Origin of the sequence: Corallococcus exercitus (assembly GCF_042231735.1) — a bacterium.
In the GTDB taxonomy this organism is placed as follows: domain Bacteria; phylum Myxococcota; class Myxococcia; order Myxococcales; family Myxococcaceae; genus Corallococcus; species Corallococcus exercitus_B.
The window spans coordinates 394,641-410,565 of sequence record NZ_CP102577.1 but is presented as its reverse complement, the minus strand read 5'-3'; the positions used below and the strand labels follow the sequence as shown (position 1 = coordinate 410,565).

The following is a 15,925-nucleotide window of genomic DNA, read 5'->3' as shown; positions in this document are numbered from 1 at the left end:
CGCGGCGTTCAGCGCTTCGCGAAGCGGGCGTAGGCCACGGCCAGCGCCCCCGCGAAGCGCGCGTTGTTCTCCAGCAGCGCCAGGTTCGTCTTGAGGCTCTTGCCGCCGGTGCGCCTGGCCATCTCGCCCAGGAGGAACGGCGTCACGGCCTTGCCGCGCACGCCCTGGCGGTCCGCGTCCGCCAGCGCCGACGCGATGTGCAGCTCCACGTCGTTGCGGCCCAGCGCGGCCTCCGCCGGAGGCGGCACGGTGTAGAGCACGCCGCCCTGCCCCAGCACGTCGAAGCGGGCGTGGGCGATGCGCGCGGCGGTCTCCGCGTCGTCCGCGCGGTGCTCCAGGGAGAGGCCGGACTCGCGGCTGTAGAAGGACGGCAGCTCGTTCGTGCCCACGCCGATGACGGGCACACCCGCCGTCTCCAGCAGCTCCATCGTCTTCGGCAGGTCCAGCACGGACTTGGCGCCCGCGCACACCACGGCGACGGGGTAGCGGGACAGCGCCGCGATGTCCTGGGAGATGTCCCAGTGCTCGGAGGCGCCCCGGTGCACGCCGCCGATGCCGCCGGTGGAGAAGACGCGGATGCCCGCCGCCGCGGCCAGCTCGCACGTGGCGCTCACGGTGGTGCCACCGCTGGCGCGGGTGGCCATCGCCACGGCCAGGTCGCGCGAGCCCAGCTTGAGGAGCTTCTCCTTCCCTTCGGCCAGCCGGCGCAGCGCGGCGTCCTCCAGGCCGATCCACACCTCGCCGTCCACCATGGCGATGGGCGCGGGCACGGCGCCGGCGCGGCGGATGGCCTCCTCGCACGCGCGAGCGGCGGCCAGGTTGTCGGGATAGGGCAGGCCCTGCGCGACGACGCTCGTCTCCAGCGCCACCAGCGGCTGCCCGGAGTCCTTCGCGCGCCGCACCTCGTCCGAATAGCGGAAGTCCATGGGCGGGCATTTACGCCATGGCCGGGGCGGCCGGACAAGCACGGGCGTGGGGAAACGTCGGCGCGACGTCGCCTGGACGGAGCACCGCGCGTGCGGGTCACCTGCCATGGAAGCGGCACAGGGCTGGCTGTTCGTTGCAGCTCCGTCGGTTGCATCCGGACTCGCGGCGCCCTATGCCCCGCCGCGTGAGCACCTCGTCGCCCGCGGTCGCAGCGCCTGCCCGTCTCCTCTCCGCCTCCGACGTCGCGATGATCGCCGTCGTGGTCGTCTGGGGAACGAACTACACCCTCGTGAAGGACGCGCTGGAGGGCATGCCGCCCCGGGCCTTCATGTCGCTGCGCTTCGGACTCGCGGCGCTCGCGATGGGGCTCGTGTTGTTCGCGGTGGAAGGCCACAAGCCGATGCCGTGGAAGACGTTCCTGCGGCTCACCGCGCTGGGGTTCGTGGGCAACACGCTGTACCAGCTGTTCTTCATCGAGGGCCTCGCGCGGACCACGGCGGCCAACAGCGGAATGCTCACGGCGGTGAGCCCGGTGGTGACGGCGGCGCTGGGCGCGGTGCTCGGCATCGAGCGGCTGCGGCGCCCCGTCGTCGCGGGGCTGTCCCTCGCGGTGGTGGGGATGCTGCTCGTGGTCGGAGCGCGAGGCCCGAACCTGGGCGCGGCGACGTGGACGGGCGACGCGCTGATTGTCTGCAGCTCGCTGTGCTGGGCCATCTACACGGTGGGCACGCGCGCGGTGGGCCCGGGCGTGTCCGCGCTGCGCGTCACCGCCATCACCATGCTCACGGGGGCCCCGGGCGTGGTGCTGGCCGGAGCCTCCCAGGTCATCGCGCTGGACACGTCGCGCGTGAGCGCCGCGGGCTGGGTCGCCCTCGTGTACTCGGCGCTGGTGCCGCTGGTGCTCGCGTACTTCGTGTGGTTCCGCAGCGTGCAGCAGGTGGGCACCAACCGCACGACGCTCTACGGCACGGGCATCCCCGTGGTGGCCGCCCTCACCGCCTGGGCGATCCGCGGCGAGCGCCCCACCCTGCTCCAGACGCTCGGCGCGGCGCTCATCCTCACGGGCGTGCTGATCAGCCGCCGCAAGGACACCGCCGTCACGAAGGCCTGAGCGCGCGGGCGGCCGCTCAGCCGCGAGTCCCCCGCTCCAGCGTCAGCCCGTACTCCTCCATCTTCCGGTCGAGCGTGGGCCGGCTGATGCCCAGGAGCTCCGCCGCGCGGACCTTCTTCCAGCCGGACTCGCGAAGCGCCTCCGCGATGGCGTCGCGCTCCAGGCGGGCCACCTGCTCCTGCAACGTGCGAGGCGCCTGCCCCACCGCGCCCTCGCGCACCTCCGGGGGCAGCTGCGGGATGCCCACGTGGCCCGCCGCGTACACGCGCCCCAGCCGCTCCGCCACCAGCTCCAGCTCGCGCACGTTCTGAGGCCACGGATACTCCGCCAGCAGGCGCCGGGCCTCCGGTCCCAGCACCGGCGCCTCCCGCCCTCCCTGCCGGGCACCGCGCAGCGCGAAGTGTTCCAGCAGCACCGGCACGTCGCCCCGCCGCTCCCGAAGCGGCGGCACCTCCAGCTCGAAGCCCGCCAGCCCCCGGGCCAGCGCCGCGTCGAACTCTCCCCGGGACGCGAGCCGCGACACCGGCGAAGCACTGGTGGCGACGATGCGCACGTCCACGGGCTCCTCGCCGCCCTGCCGGGCCGGAGCCGCGCGCCGGGCCAGCATCCGCGCCAGCCGCTCCGCCGCGGGCCGGGGAAGCGCCTCCACGTGGCGCAGGAGCAACGTGCCCGCGTCCGCGCGCAGCACCGCGGACGTCACCGGAGGCTGGCCGGGCGCGCCCGCACGGCCGAAGAGCGCCACCTCCACCGCCTCCAGGGACTGCCGGCACTCCACCGTCACCCACGGCCCCAGCGCGCGCGGAGACCTGCCATGGAGGAAGTGCGCCAGCAGCGCCTTGCCCGTGCCCGGCTCGCCGTACAGCACCACCGGGGCGGCGCTGCCCGCCGCGCGCCGCGCCTCCTCCACCACGCCCCGGAACGCCCGCGACGTCCCCAGCGGCGTCACCCAGGGCAGCTCCGCCGCCTCCGCCTCGGCGCGCGAGCGCACCGCCGTATAGGCCTCGCCGCCCAGCCGTCCCAGCGACGCGAGCAGCTGGCCCTCGCCCTCGGTGAACGGCGACTCCTCGCGCTCCACGTACAGCACGCCAAAGGGCATCCCGCCCGAAGCCACCAGCGGCGAGCACAGCGCCGTGTCCGTCCGCCCCAGCTCCTTGCGCTCCAGCGCCGCCTGCACCAGCGCGCGGGGCACCTCCACGGACGCCGCGCCGGACACCGCCGCCGTGCGAAGCCCCTCCGGCCCGCTCAACAGCGCCGCCGCGCGGTCGGCGTTGAGCGCGTGCGCCGTCTCCTCGGACAGCCGCCGCAGCACCATCGCCTCGCTGGTGGCGCCCAGGAGCGCCGTCCCCGCCGAGTACATCGCCGCGGCCGCGCCCACGTGCGGCAGCACCTCCTCGATGGGGACGTGCTCCGGCTCCGAGGCGGGCGCGCCGGAGGGCTCGTCGACGATGGACACCGGCGGCGGCTCGTACACCGCGATGGTGGCGCCCACGCGCATCCGGTCGCCCGGCCGCAGCACCGCCTCTTCCTGGAGCGCCAGCCGCTGCCCGTTGAGCAGCGTGCCGTTGGTGGAGCCCAGGTCGCGCAGCCGCACCTGTCCCGCGACGGTGTCCAGGAACAGCTGCGCGTGGCGCCGCGACACCTGGTCGTCTTCCAGCGGGATGTCGCAGGAGGGGCTGCGCCCGAGGGTCAGCTGGGAGACGACCTCGTACCGGCGCCCCGCGGACGGGCCCGTGAGCAGCAGGAGTGCCGGCATGCGGACGCGGAGCCTAGCAGCGCCCCTCGGGGCGCCCGCAAGCCGCGTTGGGCTGGACGCGCAGCGCTACATCGGGCGTTCGGCGGTCAAAAGACTCCGCAGCTCGGACTCGTTGAGCGCGCGGCCCTCCCGGGCAATGGCCAGGGCGTTGATCTGCTTCTCCTCCACCTCCACGTGGGCCCCCTTGCGCCACTCCGTGGTGTGCACCGCGCCATCCACCAGCCGGCCCACGACGGAGCCCTCGTCCCGGGCCACCGCCTCCAGCCACAGGTTCTCCACCACCACATCGCCCTCCGGGTGCGTCTCGAAGGGGGCCCGCACCAGGAACGTCAGGGGCTCCATCAACCCCTTGCGCTGGAAGCGCGCCAGGAACGCGGGCAGCAGCGCCTGCGCCTCCTCCTTCATGGCCTGGGTCTGCTCCGCCGGCTCCTTGGCGAAGCGCTCCCGGTACGTCGCCAAGAGCTCCGCCGTGTTGTGCCGGCCCAGGGGCGACACCACCGAGAGGAACAGCCCCTCGTGGCCCTCGAAGGCGTCCAGCGGCACGCCCAGCAGGTTCGCGCGGGCCTCCTCGGAGGGCACCAGGGTGAAGCTCTGGCCCTCGCTGGTGGACACCTCCGCGCGCAGCGCCGGGCCCTGCGCGAACGCCAGGTCCGTGCACAGCTCGTGGAGGAAGCTCTCCGCGGCCAGGAGGTCGCCCTCGCCCAGGTGGAAGATCTCCACGTCGCGCGCGCCGAACTTCTCCATCCCGTGCGAGTGCACCCACAGCGGCGTGTCACCCTCCGCCAGCTCGATGGCGTGCAGGTGCACGTGGTCGCGGATGTCGAAGTCCAGCTCCGTGATTTCGACGACGTCCTCGGGCTCGTGAAGCTTGAACGCCGTCAGGTCCACGAGCACGCCCGGGGCCTGCTCCATCAGCGTGCGCACGGTCCACAGCGCCTCGAAGACGGGCAGCGTGGGCTGCGCGCCGCCCGGCTCCAGGAGGAACGCGTAGCAGGCCTGGGACTTCTCCACGCGCGCGAAGGCCTCCGGGCTGCCGCTGAACAGCTCCTGGCTGACGCGCGGCCGGCCGTCGCTCAGGGGCTTGAGCACCACCTTCACCTCCGACCCGTCCGCCCGCACGGTGAAGCCCCAGTCGCCCTCGTGCGGAACGAACTCCACCTCGTCCGTGGCGAACGCCGCGCGCAGCGCGTCCAGGGTCGGCGGCTCGGGCTGCTCGGTGGCCAGGACGTAGACCTCCCTCACAGGTGCTTCTCGATCTGTCGGAAGAGGTCCACGCGGTCCACCAGGTTGGTGAGGTAGTCCAGCTTGTCCGTCCCCAGCACCAGCACCGGCGACAGCGAGTAGCCCTCGAACCACTCCTCGTAGAGGGCGTTGAGGCGCTTGAGGTACGCGGTCGGGATGTCCTTCTCCATGGAACGTCCGCGCAGGCGGATGCGTTCCTTCAGGGTGACCACCGGGCAGCGCAGGTAGATCATCAGGTCGGGCGGCCGGAGTGCCTGGGAGATGGTCTGGTACAGCTCCCAGTACGTGGACCAGTCGCGCTTGTCGATGAGCCGCTGGCGGTGGAGGTTCTTGGCGAAGATTTCCGCGTCCTCATAGAGCGTCCGGTCCTGGAGCACGGTGCCGGGCGTCCGCTCCAGCTCCCGGTGCAGGCGGAACTTGTGCGTCAGGAAGAAGAGCTGCGAGCGGAACGCCCACGTCTTCATGTCCTTGTAGAAATCCGCGAGGTAGGGGTTCTGGTCATTGGGCTCGAAGGACGGCGTGAGGCCGTACTTCCGGCACAGGAAGGACGTGAGCTCCGTCTTTCCGGCCCCGATGTTGCCCGCGATGGCGATGAACTTTTTCCTGGCCACGCCACCCTTGCTTGTAACCCCAGCGAGCGGCATTCACCAGAAACAATGGCGAGGGGAGCCATGGTAGATAAAGTGCATGCCCCCGCCCCGTTGCGCACGCCCAGGAGCCCGTGCCGGCGCCCCCGCCGAGCCGCCTGGCTGCCCGACCGGTGAGCGGCACCCCCGGGGCCCGTCCGGCGCTCAAGCCCCCCGGTAGGAGGAAAGGCGACGCATGCTGCGCAAGCTGTGGTGCATCCTGGTGGTCACGGTGTGGTCCTTCGTCTGCTTCCCGCTGGCCTGCCTCGCGATGCTGGTGACGCTCAACCCGTCGCGCTCCGTGTGGGTCGTCCGGAAGTTCTGGTCGCCCGTGCTCCTGTGGGCCGGCGGCGCGAAGCTGGAGGTCATCGGCGGGGAGAACGTGGACCCGAAGCGGCCCACCATCTACGTCGGCAACCACCTGTCCACGCTCGACATCCCGGCGCACTTCGTCTCCGTGCCGGTGGACTTCCGCTTCGTCGCCAAGTCGCAGCTGCGCCTCGTGCCGCTCATCGGCTGGTACCTCTGGCTGGCGGGGCATATCTTCATTGACCGCGGCGACCGCTCGTCGGCCATCGCGTCGCTGGAAAAAGCAGCGCGGAAGATTCGCGCGGGCACCAGCATCTTCCTGTACCCGGAGGGCACCCGCTCCGAGGACGGCCGCGTGCTGCCCTTCAAGAAGGGCCCCTTCGCGCTCGCGCTCAAGGCCCGCGTGCCCATCTGCCCCGTCACCATCGAGGGCACCGACAACGTGATGCCCAAGAACTCGTGGAACATCACGCCGGGCCCGGTGCGCGTGAAGATTGGCCGCCCCATCGACACCACCGGCTTCGCGGACAACGACCGCGAGGGCCTGGCCCGCGCCGTGCGCGCGCAGATCATCGCCGACAGCCTCTCCCTGGGCGGCAAGGGCGGTGACCCGGACACGGCCGTCGCCGCGCCGAACCAGGAGGGCGTCGCCCAGCGCGTCTCCTCCGCCACATCCAAGGCCTCCTGAGCTCCCCGTGCCCCTGACGCCGACCTCGAACCGCCTCCGCATGCTCCGCTGGCCCGCCGCCCTCCTGGGAGTAGGCCTGCTCGTCACCGGCTGCGGCCACGGCCAGGCCCAGGCCCCCGCGCTGTCGCCCCAGGCGCAGGCGCGCGCGTACCTGGACGGGAACCAGCCCGAGGATGCGCTGAAGCTCCTGCGTGAGTTGCACGCGCGCACGCCGGACGACGTGGACGTGGCCCGCGCCCTCACCGAGGCCCAGGTGAAGGCAGGCCGCGCGGACGCCTGGGCGGAGGAGCTGCGCCAGGCCATCGCGAAGAACGAGCGCGCGGTGGACCAGTACATGCTGGGCCTGACCCTCTTCTCCCGGGCCCGGGACGCGGGCGCCCCCACCGTGGCCGCCTTCGAGCGCGCCATCACGCTGTCCCCCACCACCGCGGAGTTCCACTACCGCCTGGGCGTCGCGCGCCTGGAGTCGGAGCACTACGCCGCCGCGCTGGGCCCGCTGCGCAAGGCCGTGGAGCTGGCCCCGGAGCGCGCGGGCTGGAAGCTGCCCCTGGCCAAGGCCCTGGCCCGCACGGGCGACCCGGCGGGCGCCGTGGAGGCCCTGGGCACCGTCGTGAAGGGCAACCCCACGCCGTCAGAGGTCGCCACCGCGCGGGCGCTGATGAACCAGCTGGCGGATCCGTTCCAGGGCTTCCCCAAGGCGGCGGAGGCGAAGCTCGAGGAGGGCATGCGCTACCTGCACGAGCTGGACGCGCCCCAGCACGCCCTCATCGCCTTCGAGGAGATCCTCCACGACTACCCGGACCTGGCCGTGGTGCACGCCCTCCTGGGGCTGGCCTACCAGCGGCTGGATGACGCCGGCCGCGCCGTGGACGAGTTCAAGCAGGCCATCGAGCGTGCCCCCCAGGACGGCAAGAACCAGCTCTACCTGGGAGAGCTGTACCTGTCGCGCCAGCGCACGGACGCGGCGCGCACCGCCTTCGAGAAGGCCGTGGCGCTCAACCCGCTGCTGGAGCTGGCCTGGTTCCGCCTGGGCGACCTGCGCCTGGAGGCCCGCGACCTGGCCACCGCGAAGGAGGCCTTCCAGGTGGCGGTGACGCTGACGCCGGACTCGGCGCCCGCGCGCGGAAAGCTGTCGCTCGTGTACCAGCTGGAGGGGGACTACGCGGCCGCGCAGCGCGAGCTCAAGTACGTGGCGGACAAGGACCCGGAGAACACCGAGTTCGCCCTGCGCCTGGGCCTGCTCTACACCGAGGAAGCCCAGAAGGCCCGCCGCCCCGAGGAGCGCCAGAAGGCCGCGAGCGAAGCGGAGCGCTGGCTGGGCAAGGTGCTGGAGACCCAGCCCGACAACGCGGTGGCCAGCAAGGCCCTGCAGGTGCTCAAGGGCCAGTAGCCACCGGCGCACCGCGCCCTCTACACTCCGCCTCCGATGAGCGACGCGCGCAAACCCGCCCCTCCCAGCACCCCGCCGCCCCGGACGCCGTCGAATCCCGGCACCCAGCCCCGCGCGGCCACCAGCCCCGGCATGCGCGCCGTGAGCGCCGCCCGCACGGCCCCGCTGGAGAAGCCCAAGACGGAAGGCCCGCTGGGCAAGCGCGTCGCCGCGGAGACGTCCAACGTCCTCCTCAACGCCTTCTCCATCCTGAAGGAGCAGCTCGCGGACTTCCGCGCCAGCGACCGCTTCTTCAAGTACAAGGCCGGCATCGTCGCGACCTGGGTGGCGCTGTCCGTCGCCAGCTTCGCCATCGCGTGCCCGGGCAGCTCCCTGGACACGGGGGACATGGACGCGCGCCTGGTGCTCAGCGACAAGCTGGACCGGCCCTCCGTCACCATCTGGAACGAGAGCACGGACGTCTGGCGCGACGTCATCATCACCGTGAACAACGAGTACAAGGCGGTGGTGGCGGAGGTGCAGCCCGGCAACTTCGTCACCATCACGCCCAAGCAGCTGCTGGGGAAGAACGGCGGCGCCGCGCCCGCGGACCTCCGCTTCCAGGCACTGACGATGAAGAGCGCGGACGACAACGCCGACCTCACGCCCTCCCTCCAGGAGGAGTGGAAGCGCCTCCTCGCGCCGAAGAAGTAGCCCGCCGCGGGGAGTCCCCTGCCTGCCTCCGGAAAACACGAAGGGCGCCCTCCTGAAGCAGGAAGGCGCCCTGGGTGCTTCTTCAGTCCGGCCGGGCCTCACTCAGGAGAGAGGCCCGGGCGCGGGGAACGGCTCAACCCTCGGTCTTCGCCTCGGCGGCGGGAGCCTCGGTCGTCTCGGCGGCGGCCGGAGCCTTCGCGGGACGGTCCACCAGCTCGATGAGGGCCATCTCCGCGGCGTCGCCCCGGCGGAAGCCCAGGCGCACGATGCGGGTGTAGCCACCCGGGCGGGCGGCGTAACGCTCCTTGTACTCGCTGAACACCTTCTGGAGGACCGCGCGGTCCTTCACGGTGCGGGCAGCGAGGCGCACGTTGGACAGGCCACCGCGCTTGGCGAGCGTGATGATGCGCTCGGCCAGCGGACGGACTTCCTTCGCCTTGGGAACGGTGGTGCGGATGGCCCCGTGCTCCAGCAGCGACGTGACCATGTTGTTCAGCATCGCGAGACGGTGGCTCGTGGTGCGGTGCAGCTTCCTTTGTCCGACCTTGTGGCGCATGCGCGTGCTCCGGGGCCTCTTCTTGAGAACCCCACCACTCCGGCCGTATCAGGTACCGGGTGGGAAGGACGGCCCCGACACCGGGGGCCGCCGTTGAATCGGGCCCTGTGTACCAGGGCCCCCTGCCTTCGCGCCACCGTGAAGCCGTGTCGGTGGGAGGCGGGACAGGTGCTTCAGGAAACAACGACGCGCTAGGCCTTGGGGGCCGCGGGAGCCGGCGCGTTCTTCGGCGGCCAGTTCTCCAGCTTCATGCCCAGCGACAGGCCCATCTCCGCGAGGATCTCCTTGATTTCCTTCAGGGACTTGCGGCCGAAGTTCTTCGTCTTGAGCATCTCCGCCTCGGTGCGCTGGACCAGGTCACCGATGGACTTGATGTTCGCCTGCTGCAGGCAGTTGGCCGAACGCACCGACAGCTCCAGCTCGTCCACCGAGCGGAACAGGTTCTCGTTGAGCTTGGCCTCTTCCTTCGGCGCCTCGGCGACGACCGGCTCCTCGGTCTCGTCGAAGTTCACGAACACCGTGAGCTGCTCCTTGATGATCTTCGCCGCGTAGGCCACCGCGTCCTGCGGCACCACGGAGCCGTCCGTCCAGACCTCGAGCGACAGCTTGTCGTAGTCCGTGACCTGACCGACGCGCGCGTTGGTGACCTGGTAGTTCACCTTGCGGATGGGCGAGAAGAGCGAGTCGATGGGGATGGTCCCGATGGGCGCGCCCGCCACCTTGTTGGTGGACGCCGGCACGTAGCCCCGGCCCCGGCGGCACGTCAGCTCCATGCGCACCTTGCCACCCTCGGACACGGTGCAGATGTGGTGACCCGGGTTGAGGATCTCCACGTCCTGGTCCGCGATGAGGTCGCCCGCCTTCACTTCCTTGGGCCCTTCCACCTCGATGCGCAGCGTCTTCGTCTCGTTCGTGTGCATCCGGAGGAGGACCTCCTTCAGGTTCAACACGACGTCCGTGACGTCCTCGGCCACCTCGGGGATGGTCGTGAACTCGTGGTCCACGCCTTCAATCTTCACGGAGGTGATGGCCGCGCCCTGCAGCGACGACAGCAGCACCCGCCGCAGCGAGTTGCCCAGCGTCGTCCCGAAGCCGCGCTCGAGCGGCTCCGCCACGAACTTGCCGTACGTGGGGCTCAGCGAGTCCTGGTCCACTTCCATGCGGCGCGGCTTGATGAGGTCGCGCCAGTTCTTCGCAACAAACGTATCCGCCATGGGGACTGCTCCTCGGAACGTGCGCCATCACCCACATCCCCGCCAAAGTGGCGGGAGGACGGGCACGCGGGGGGACTGCGTAACAGCTTCGCCCGGCGCGCGCAGGACGCGCCCTCCAGGCGACAAAGCAACGACGCCCCGGCCTCGTCGGCCAGGGCGTCCACTGCGGGAGGGGCCCGGGAAAGCGGGCCCGGCACCCAGGACTACTTCGAGTACAACTCGACGATGAGCTGCTCCTGGATGGGCATGGTCAGGTCCTCGCGGTTGGGGACCGTCTTGACCGTGCCCTTGAACGCCTTCTTGTCCAGGTCGATCCACTGGGGAACGCCACGGCGGTCCACCGTCTCCAGCGCCTCGGAGATGCGGAGCACCTTGCGGCTCTTCTCCACCACTTCCACGGCGCTGCCCGGCTTCACGGAGAACGACGGGATGTTCACCCGGCGGCCGTTGACCTGGAAGTGACCGTGACGCACCAGCTGGCGCGCCTCGTTGCGCGTGTCCGCGAAGCCCATGCGGAACACCACGTTGTCCAGGCGGAGCTCCAGCTGCTGCAGCAGGTTCTCACCCGTCTTGCCCTTGGCCGCGGACGCGCGGTGGTAGTACCCGCGGAACTGGTTCTCGAGCAGGCCGTACATGCGCTTGACCTTCTGCTTCTCGCGCAGCTGCACGCCGTAGCCGGAGAACTTCACGCGGCCCTGGCCGTGCTGACCGGGGGGATAGGGGCGGCGCTCGATGGCGCACTTGTCCGTGTAGCAACGGTCGCCCTTGAGGTACATCTTCAGGTTCTCGCGCCGGCAGATACGGCAGGCGCTCGCGGTGTAACGAGCCACGGAAACTCTCCTTGCAGATGGTCTGGAGCCGGGCCCGCGCATGACGCGAGCCCCGGCCCGAAGCGGTGATTAGACGCGGCGGCGCTTGGGCTGACGGCAGCCGTTGTGCGGGATGGGCGTCACGTCGCGGATGAGGCTGATCTTCAGGCCGGCGGCGGCCAGCGCGCGCAGCGCCGACTCACGGCCCGCGCCCGGACCCTTCACGAACACCGTCACGGTCTTCAGGCCGTGCTCCATCGCCTTCGCCGCGGCGTCGCCAGCGGCGACCTGGGCCGCGAACGGCGTGGACTTGCGGCTGCCCTTGAAGCCGCGCGCCCCGGCCGACGACCAGGAGATCACGTTCCCGGACACGTCCGTGATCGTGATGATGGTGTTGTTGAACGTGGACTGGATATGGACCACGCCGTTGAGGATGTTCTTCTTGCCCTTGCGCTTGCTCTTCTTCGCCGCAGGGGTCTCGCCACCCTCGGCACCAGCCGGCGCGGCGGCGGTATTGATCTCGTCAGCCATGTGAATCGCTGCTCCTGGGAGTAGGTGATCAACGCCCGGGCCTCACACGGGGTGAGGCCGCAGGCGCCAGAGGGTTTAGCGGGCCGGAGCGGCCGGCTTCGCGCGAACGATGCCGCGCTTGGGGCCCTTGCGGGTGCGCGCGTTGGTGTGGGTGCGCTGGCCGCGGACCGGAAGACCCTTGCGGTGACGCAGACCCCGGTAGCACCCCAGGTCCATCAGCCGCTTGATGTTCATGGTCACCTCGCGCCGGAGATCACCCTCGACCTTGTAGCTGGCCTCGATGATCTCACGGATCTTTCGAGCCTGGTCCTCGGTGAGGTCCTTGGTCCGGGTGGTGAGATCGATGCCCGCCGCCTCAATGATGTCGTGCGCGGTCTTGTTACCGATCCCGTAGATGTACTGGAGCGAGATCACCGCGCGCTTGTTGGGCGGCAGATCGATGCCGGCGATACGAGCCATCTTCGGTCTTCCTTCGTTTTGGAGTTGGTCTGAGGCTTAAGAGTCCCTGGGGACTCTCAGCCCTGGCGCTGCTTGTGCCGGGGGTTGGAGGCGCAAATGACGCGCACGATGCCCTTGCGGCGGACAACCTTGCACTTGTCGCAGATCTTCTTGACGGACGCCCGAACCTTCATGGAGCGAACTTCCTTCCTTCAGCGGAGAAAAGCACAACAGCCGGTCCGCACAGGCGGCCGGCGCGAATTACTTGGCCCGGTACGTGATCCGTCCACGGGTCAGGTCATACGGCGACAACTCGACCTTCACCTTGTCGCCCGGGAGGATACGGATGAAGTGCATCCGCATCTTGCCCGAGATGTGCGCGAGAACCTTGTGGCCGTTGTCCAGCACCACGCGGAACATCGCGTTCGGTAGGGGTTCCATGACGGTCCCCTCGACTTCGATGGAATCATCCTTCGGCAAGCGTCAACCTTCTTCCCGGACCACGAACCTTCTGGAAGCGCGGCGGGATAACACTTTGGTCCGTAAGTAGCAAGCGCCGCGCGATCTGAAATCTGGACCTCTATCAACACCTTCTGACATCACCCTATTTCACCCCGGGTCCGGGGGCCTTCATGAGCGCCGGGTGAGCACTTCCGGCCCCCGCTCCGAGATCAGGATGGTGTGCTCGAAGTGGGCAGACAACTTGCCGTCCACGGTGACGGCCGTCCACTCGTCCTCCAGGACCTCCACGTCGGGCGTTCCCTGGTTCACCATCGGTTCCACCGCCAGGACCATGCCCGGCCGCAGCTTCATCCCCGCCCCCGCCTGCCCGTAGTTGGGAACCTGGGGCGGCTCGTGCAACTTCCGGCCAATCCCATGTCCGGTGAAGTCCCGGACCACGGAGAACCCCCGGGCCTCCACATGGCTCTGCACCGCATGGCCAATGTCGCCAATCCGGTTGCCGGGCTGCATCACCTGGATGGCCTTCTCCAGGGACTGCCGGGTGGCGTCCACCAGGGCCTGGGCCTCCGGTGTCACCTTCCCCACCGGCACCGTCCGCGCCGAGTCCCCGAAGAAGCCGCGGTAGACGACCCCGAAGTCCAGCTTCATCAGGTCCCCGGCCACCAACCGCCGCTTCCGGTTGGGGATGCCGTGGACCACCTCCTGGTTCACGGAGGCGCAGAGGACGCCCGGGAAGCCGTGGTAGCCCTTGAACGCCGGCCTGGCGCCCTTCTGGGTGATGAGCTTCTCCGCCAGGGCGTCCAGCTCCCAGGTGGAAACCCCGGGAGCCACCGCCTTCTCCAGCTCGTCCAGGATTTCACAGACGATGCGCCCTGCTTCCCGCATCAGGGCAATCTCGTCCGGGCTCTTGAGTTCCACCGGGTTCATGCGCCCCTTTCCCTACCGGCCTGCTCTGTCGGGAACCCGCGACCGGTGGGGCGGCAGTCCGGACCGGCCCTGCCCCCGCCCCGCTGCCTGGCCTCAGGCAGGACGGCCGGCGGCCTTCTTGATCTCCTCGTAGATGCCCTCCGGAGAACCGACGCCGTCCACGCTCTTGAGCAGCCCCTTCTTCGCGTAGAAGTCCTTCAGGGGGGACGTCTCCGCGTCGTACTTCTGCAGGCGCTTCTCGATGACCTCCGGCGTGTCATCCGGGCGCTGCACGAGCTCCGTGCTGCACTTGTCGCACAGGCCGGCGCGCTTCGGCGGGCTCTGCGTGACGTGGAAGACGGACCCGTCGTTCGGGCACACGCGCCGGCCGGAGCCGCGCTCGACCAGCGTCGAGTGGGGGACCTCGAGCGACACCACCGCGTTCAGCTGCTTACCGAGCCGCTCCAGCATCCGGTCCAGCGCGTCCGCCTGCCCCGGGGTGCGCGGAAAGCCGTCGAGCACGAAGCCCTTGGCCACGTCCGACTCCTTCAGCCGCTCCTCCACGATGCCGATGACGACATCGTCGGGAACGTACTGCCCCGCGGCCATCAGCGGCCCGGCCACCTTGCCCAGCGGAGTGCCGTCCTTCACGGCCTTGCGCAGGATGTCGCCGGTGGAGATCTGCGGGATCTGGAAGTCCGCGTAGAGCTTCTTCGCCTGGGTTCCCTTCCCGGCGTTCGGCGGCCCCAAGAGGATGAGGTTCATGTCGCTCCTTTGCACCAGCGTCCACCCTTGAACGACGAGGCGCCCCTCCCCACCATTGGGGAGAGGCGCCGGAACACAACCGACAGACGTCAGGCCGCCACGCGGACCCGACCACGGATGCGCGGACCGCGCGGACCCGCGAAGCCTTCGTAGTTGCGGCTGATGAGGTGCCCTTCAATCTGCTGCACCGTGTCCAGCGCCACGCCCACGACGATGAGCAGCGCCGTGCCACCGAAGGTGAACTGCACGCCCAGCACGCTGCTGATGACGGACGGAATCACGCAGATGATGGCCAGGTAGATGGCGCCACCGAACGTGAGGCGGTTGAGCGTCCGCTCAATGAACTCCGCCGTCTGACGGCCCGGGCGGATGCCGGGGATGTAGCCACCCTGCTTCTTGATGTTGTCCGCCACATCATCCGGCCGGAACGTGAGCGCCGTGTAGAAGTAGGAGAAGAACACCACCAGCAGCACGAACAGGCCGTTGTAGACCCAGAGGTTGCCCTCGATGGCGCGCTGGAAGCCCTGCAGGAAGGGGAACCACGCGCCCAGCGTCGCCGGGAAGGACAGCACCGCGCCGGCGAAGATGGGGGGAATCACGCCCGAGGCGTTCACCTTCATGGGGAAGTACGTGGCCTGTCCCGCGAACATGCGCCGGCCCGCCATGCGCTTGGCGTACTGGATGGGCACGCGCCGCATGCCCCGCTCCACGTAGACCACCACGCCGATGATGAGGAGCATGAAGAAGAGCAGGCCCAGCACCGCGGCCACGTTCACCACTTCCTGCGTCGTCAGGTCCAGCAGCGTCTTCGCGCCGGGCAGCACGCGCGCCACGATGCCTGCGAAGATGATGAGCGAGATGCCGTTGCCGATGCCGCGCTCGGTGATGCGCTCGCCCAGCCACATGATGAAGGCCGTGCCCGCCGTGAGGCTCACCACCGTCATGAAGGTGAACCAGAGGTTGTCGTTGGGCACCACCACCTGGTTGAAGCCGCCCTGCCCCGCGTCGGAGCGGCCCAGCGAGGCCAGCCACCGCGAGATGCCGACGCCCTGCACGATGGACAGCGCGATGCTGCCGTAGCGCGTGTACTGGTTGATCTTCTGGCGGCCCGCGGCGCCTTCCTTCTGCAGGCGCTCCAGGCTGGGCACCACCACCGCCAGGAGCTGGATGATGATGGAGGCGCTCACGTACGGCATGATGCCCAGACCGAAGATGGACATCTGCTCCAGCGCGCCGCCGGAGAAGAGGTTGAACAGCGACACGAGGCCGCCCGATTGCTTCTGGGCGTCCATGAACGCGTTCATCGCGGAGCGGTCCACGCCCGGCGTGTTGATGAAGATGCCGATGCGGTAGACGGACAGCAGCACGAGCGTGTACGCAAGCCGGCTGCGCAGCTCCGCGATGCGGAAGACGTTGGCGAGGGCGTTCAGGGCCACGGTAATGCCATCCTCTTCAAGAGGTTCTGCCAGCAACAACAAACGCCCCTCTCCGGTTCCGGAAAGGGG

General features: G+C 69.9%; 18 protein-coding genes. 4 read left to right on the top strand and 14 right to left on the bottom strand.

Annotation, left to right across the window (positions count from 1 at the left end):
- Positions 1-8 precede the first annotated feature (8 nt).
- Positions 9-926: a pseudouridine-5'-phosphate glycosidase gene (locus tag NR792_RS01895; RefSeq protein WP_375758342.1), complete on the bottom strand. Its 918-nt coding sequence runs from the start codon at positions 924-926 to the stop codon at positions 9-11.
- A gap of 248 nt (positions 927-1,174) precedes the next feature.
- Between NR792_RS01895 and NR792_RS01890 the strand changes: the two genes are divergently transcribed.
- On the top strand, positions 1,175-2,038 hold the full coding sequence (locus NR792_RS01890) for a DMT family transporter (RefSeq protein WP_375758341.1): 864 nt from the start codon (positions 1,175-1,177) through the stop codon (positions 2,036-2,038).
- Positions 2,039-2,054: 16 nt separating this feature from the next.
- On the opposite strand, the gene NR792_RS01885 is transcribed toward NR792_RS01890, so the two are convergent.
- The 3 genes from NR792_RS01885 to NR792_RS01875 all read right to left on the bottom strand — a co-directional run bounded on the left by NR792_RS01885 (position 2,055) and on the right by NR792_RS01875 (position 5,644).
- Positions 2,055-3,791, bottom strand: a complete 1,737-nt coding sequence (locus NR792_RS01885; RefSeq protein WP_375758340.1) for an FHA domain-containing protein — start codon at positions 3,789-3,791, stop codon at positions 2,055-2,057.
- Between the two features lie 66 nt (positions 3,792-3,857).
- The gene (locus tag NR792_RS01880) at positions 3,858-5,033 is read right to left on the bottom strand and encodes a DUF2314 domain-containing protein (RefSeq protein WP_375758339.1); all 1,176 of its coding nucleotides are present in this window, start codon (positions 5,031-5,033) and stop codon (positions 3,858-3,860) included.
- Positions 5,030-5,644, bottom strand: coding sequence for a deoxynucleoside kinase (locus NR792_RS01875; RefSeq protein ID WP_375758338.1), 615 nt, complete (start codon positions 5,642-5,644; stop codon positions 5,030-5,032). Before NR792_RS01875 ends, NR792_RS01880 begins: the two co-directional genes overlap by 4 nt.
- A 211-nt stretch (positions 5,645-5,855) precedes the next feature.
- Here NR792_RS01875 and NR792_RS01870 point away from each other — a divergent pair, with 211 nt between their 5' ends.
- The 3 genes from NR792_RS01870 to NR792_RS01860 are packed head-to-tail and all read left to right on the top strand — an operon-like array spanning position 5,856 to position 8,739.
- Positions 5,856-6,656 (top strand): lysophospholipid acyltransferase family protein, encoded by an 801-nt coding sequence (locus NR792_RS01870; RefSeq protein WP_375758337.1) that lies wholly within the window; start codon positions 5,856-5,858, stop codon positions 6,654-6,656.
- 40 nt (positions 6,657-6,696) lie between these two features.
- Positions 6,697-8,046 carry a tetratricopeptide repeat protein gene (locus tag NR792_RS01865; RefSeq protein WP_375758336.1) on the top strand — a complete coding sequence of 450 codons (1,350 nt, stop codon included), beginning with the start codon at positions 6,697-6,699 and terminating at the stop codon, positions 8,044-8,046.
- Positions 8,047-8,082: 36 nt separating this feature from the next.
- Positions 8,083-8,739 carry a hypothetical protein gene (locus NR792_RS01860; RefSeq protein WP_375758335.1) on the top strand — a complete coding sequence of 219 codons (657 nt, stop codon included), beginning with the start codon at positions 8,083-8,085 and terminating at the stop codon, positions 8,737-8,739.
- A 133-nt stretch (positions 8,740-8,872) separates the two neighbouring features.
- Here the strand turns inward: NR792_RS01860 and rplQ are convergent, their stop codons facing one another.
- The 10 genes from rplQ to secY form a co-directional block, all read right to left on the bottom strand.
- Positions 8,873-9,295 carry a 50S ribosomal protein L17 gene (gene rplQ, locus NR792_RS01855; protein ID WP_375758334.1) on the bottom strand — a complete coding sequence of 141 codons (423 nt, stop codon included), beginning with the start codon at positions 9,293-9,295 and terminating at the stop codon, positions 8,873-8,875.
- A 191-nt stretch (positions 9,296-9,486) separates the two neighbouring features.
- On the bottom strand, positions 9,487-10,509 hold the full coding sequence (locus tag NR792_RS01850; protein WP_375758333.1) for a DNA-directed RNA polymerase subunit alpha: 1,023 nt from the start codon (positions 10,507-10,509) through the stop codon (positions 9,487-9,489).
- Positions 10,510-10,712: 203 nt separating this feature from the next.
- Positions 10,713-11,339 carry a 30S ribosomal protein S4 gene (gene rpsD / locus NR792_RS01845; RefSeq protein ID WP_120523530.1) on the bottom strand — a complete coding sequence of 209 codons (627 nt, stop codon included), beginning with the start codon at positions 11,337-11,339 and terminating at the stop codon, positions 10,713-10,715.
- A 69-nt stretch (positions 11,340-11,408) separates the two neighbouring features.
- Entirely contained in the window at positions 11,409-11,849 is a 441-nt protein-coding gene (rpsK, locus tag NR792_RS01840; protein WP_014395884.1) for a 30S ribosomal protein S11, read from the bottom strand.
- Positions 11,850-11,924: 75 nt separating this feature from the next.
- On the bottom strand, positions 11,925-12,308 hold the full coding sequence (gene rpsM / locus NR792_RS01835; protein ID WP_120523532.1) for a 30S ribosomal protein S13: 384 nt from the start codon (positions 12,306-12,308) through the stop codon (positions 11,925-11,927).
- 56 nt (positions 12,309-12,364) lie between these two features.
- The gene (gene rpmJ, locus NR792_RS01830) at positions 12,365-12,481 is read right to left on the bottom strand and encodes a 50S ribosomal protein L36 (RefSeq protein WP_002633586.1); all 117 of its coding nucleotides are present in this window, start codon (positions 12,479-12,481) and stop codon (positions 12,365-12,367) included.
- A 67-nt stretch (positions 12,482-12,548) separates the two neighbouring features.
- The gene (gene infA / locus NR792_RS01825; protein ID WP_002614803.1) at positions 12,549-12,767 is read right to left on the bottom strand and encodes a translation initiation factor IF-1; all 219 of its coding nucleotides are present in this window, start codon (positions 12,765-12,767) and stop codon (positions 12,549-12,551) included.
- Between the two features lie 150 nt (positions 12,768-12,917).
- Positions 12,918-13,676 (bottom strand): type I methionyl aminopeptidase, encoded by a 759-nt coding sequence (map, locus tag NR792_RS01820; protein ID WP_375758332.1) that lies wholly within the window; start codon positions 13,674-13,676, stop codon positions 12,918-12,920.
- Between the two features lie 93 nt (positions 13,677-13,769).
- Positions 13,770-14,420, bottom strand: coding sequence for an adenylate kinase (locus tag NR792_RS01815; protein ID WP_375758331.1), 651 nt, complete (start codon positions 14,418-14,420; stop codon positions 13,770-13,772).
- Between the two features lie 89 nt (positions 14,421-14,509).
- Complete coding sequence (secY, locus tag NR792_RS01810; protein ID WP_375758330.1) at positions 14,510-15,856, bottom strand: preprotein translocase subunit SecY; 1,347 nt, start codon at positions 15,854-15,856, stop codon at positions 14,510-14,512.
- Positions 15,857-15,925 lie beyond the last annotated feature (69 nt).

Coding starts and splice junctions, on each gene's coding strand:
- rpmJ (WP_002633586.1), bottom strand. CDS start 12,481: ATGAAGGTTCGGGCGTCCGTCAAGAAGATCTGCGACAAGTGCAAGGTT.
- NR792_RS01870 (WP_375758337.1), top strand. CDS start 5,856: ATGCTGCGCAAGCTGTGGTGCATCCTGGTGGTCACGGTGTGGTCCTTC.
- rpsK (WP_014395884.1), bottom strand. CDS start 11,849: ATGGCTGACGAGATCAATACCGCCGCCGCGCCGGCTGGTGCCGAGGGT.
- rplQ (WP_375758334.1), bottom strand. CDS start 9,295: ATGCGCCACAAGGTCGGACAAAGGAAGCTGCACCGCACCACGAGCCAC.
- NR792_RS01895 (WP_375758342.1), bottom strand. CDS start 926: ATGGACTTCCGCTATTCGGACGAGGTGCGGCGCGCGAAGGACTCCGGG.
- NR792_RS01850 (WP_375758333.1), bottom strand. CDS start 10,509: ATGGCGGATACGTTTGTTGCGAAGAACTGGCGCGACCTCATCAAGCCG.
- map (WP_375758332.1), bottom strand. CDS start 13,676: ATGAACCCGGTGGAACTCAAGAGCCCGGACGAGATTGCCCTGATGCGG.
- NR792_RS01885 (WP_375758340.1), bottom strand. CDS start 3,791: ATGCCGGCACTCCTGCTGCTCACGGGCCCGTCCGCGGGGCGCCGGTAC.
- NR792_RS01815 (WP_375758331.1), bottom strand. CDS start 14,420: ATGAACCTCATCCTCTTGGGGCCGCCGAACGCCGGGAAGGGAACCCAG.
- NR792_RS01890 (WP_375758341.1), top strand. CDS start 1,175: ATGATCGCCGTCGTGGTCGTCTGGGGAACGAACTACACCCTCGTGAAG.
- NR792_RS01865 (WP_375758336.1), top strand. CDS start 6,697: ATGCTCCGCTGGCCCGCCGCCCTCCTGGGAGTAGGCCTGCTCGTCACC.
- rpsM (WP_120523532.1), bottom strand. CDS start 12,308: ATGGCTCGTATCGCCGGCATCGATCTGCCGCCCAACAAGCGCGCGGTG.
- NR792_RS01860 (WP_375758335.1), top strand. CDS start 8,083: ATGAGCGACGCGCGCAAACCCGCCCCTCCCAGCACCCCGCCGCCCCGG.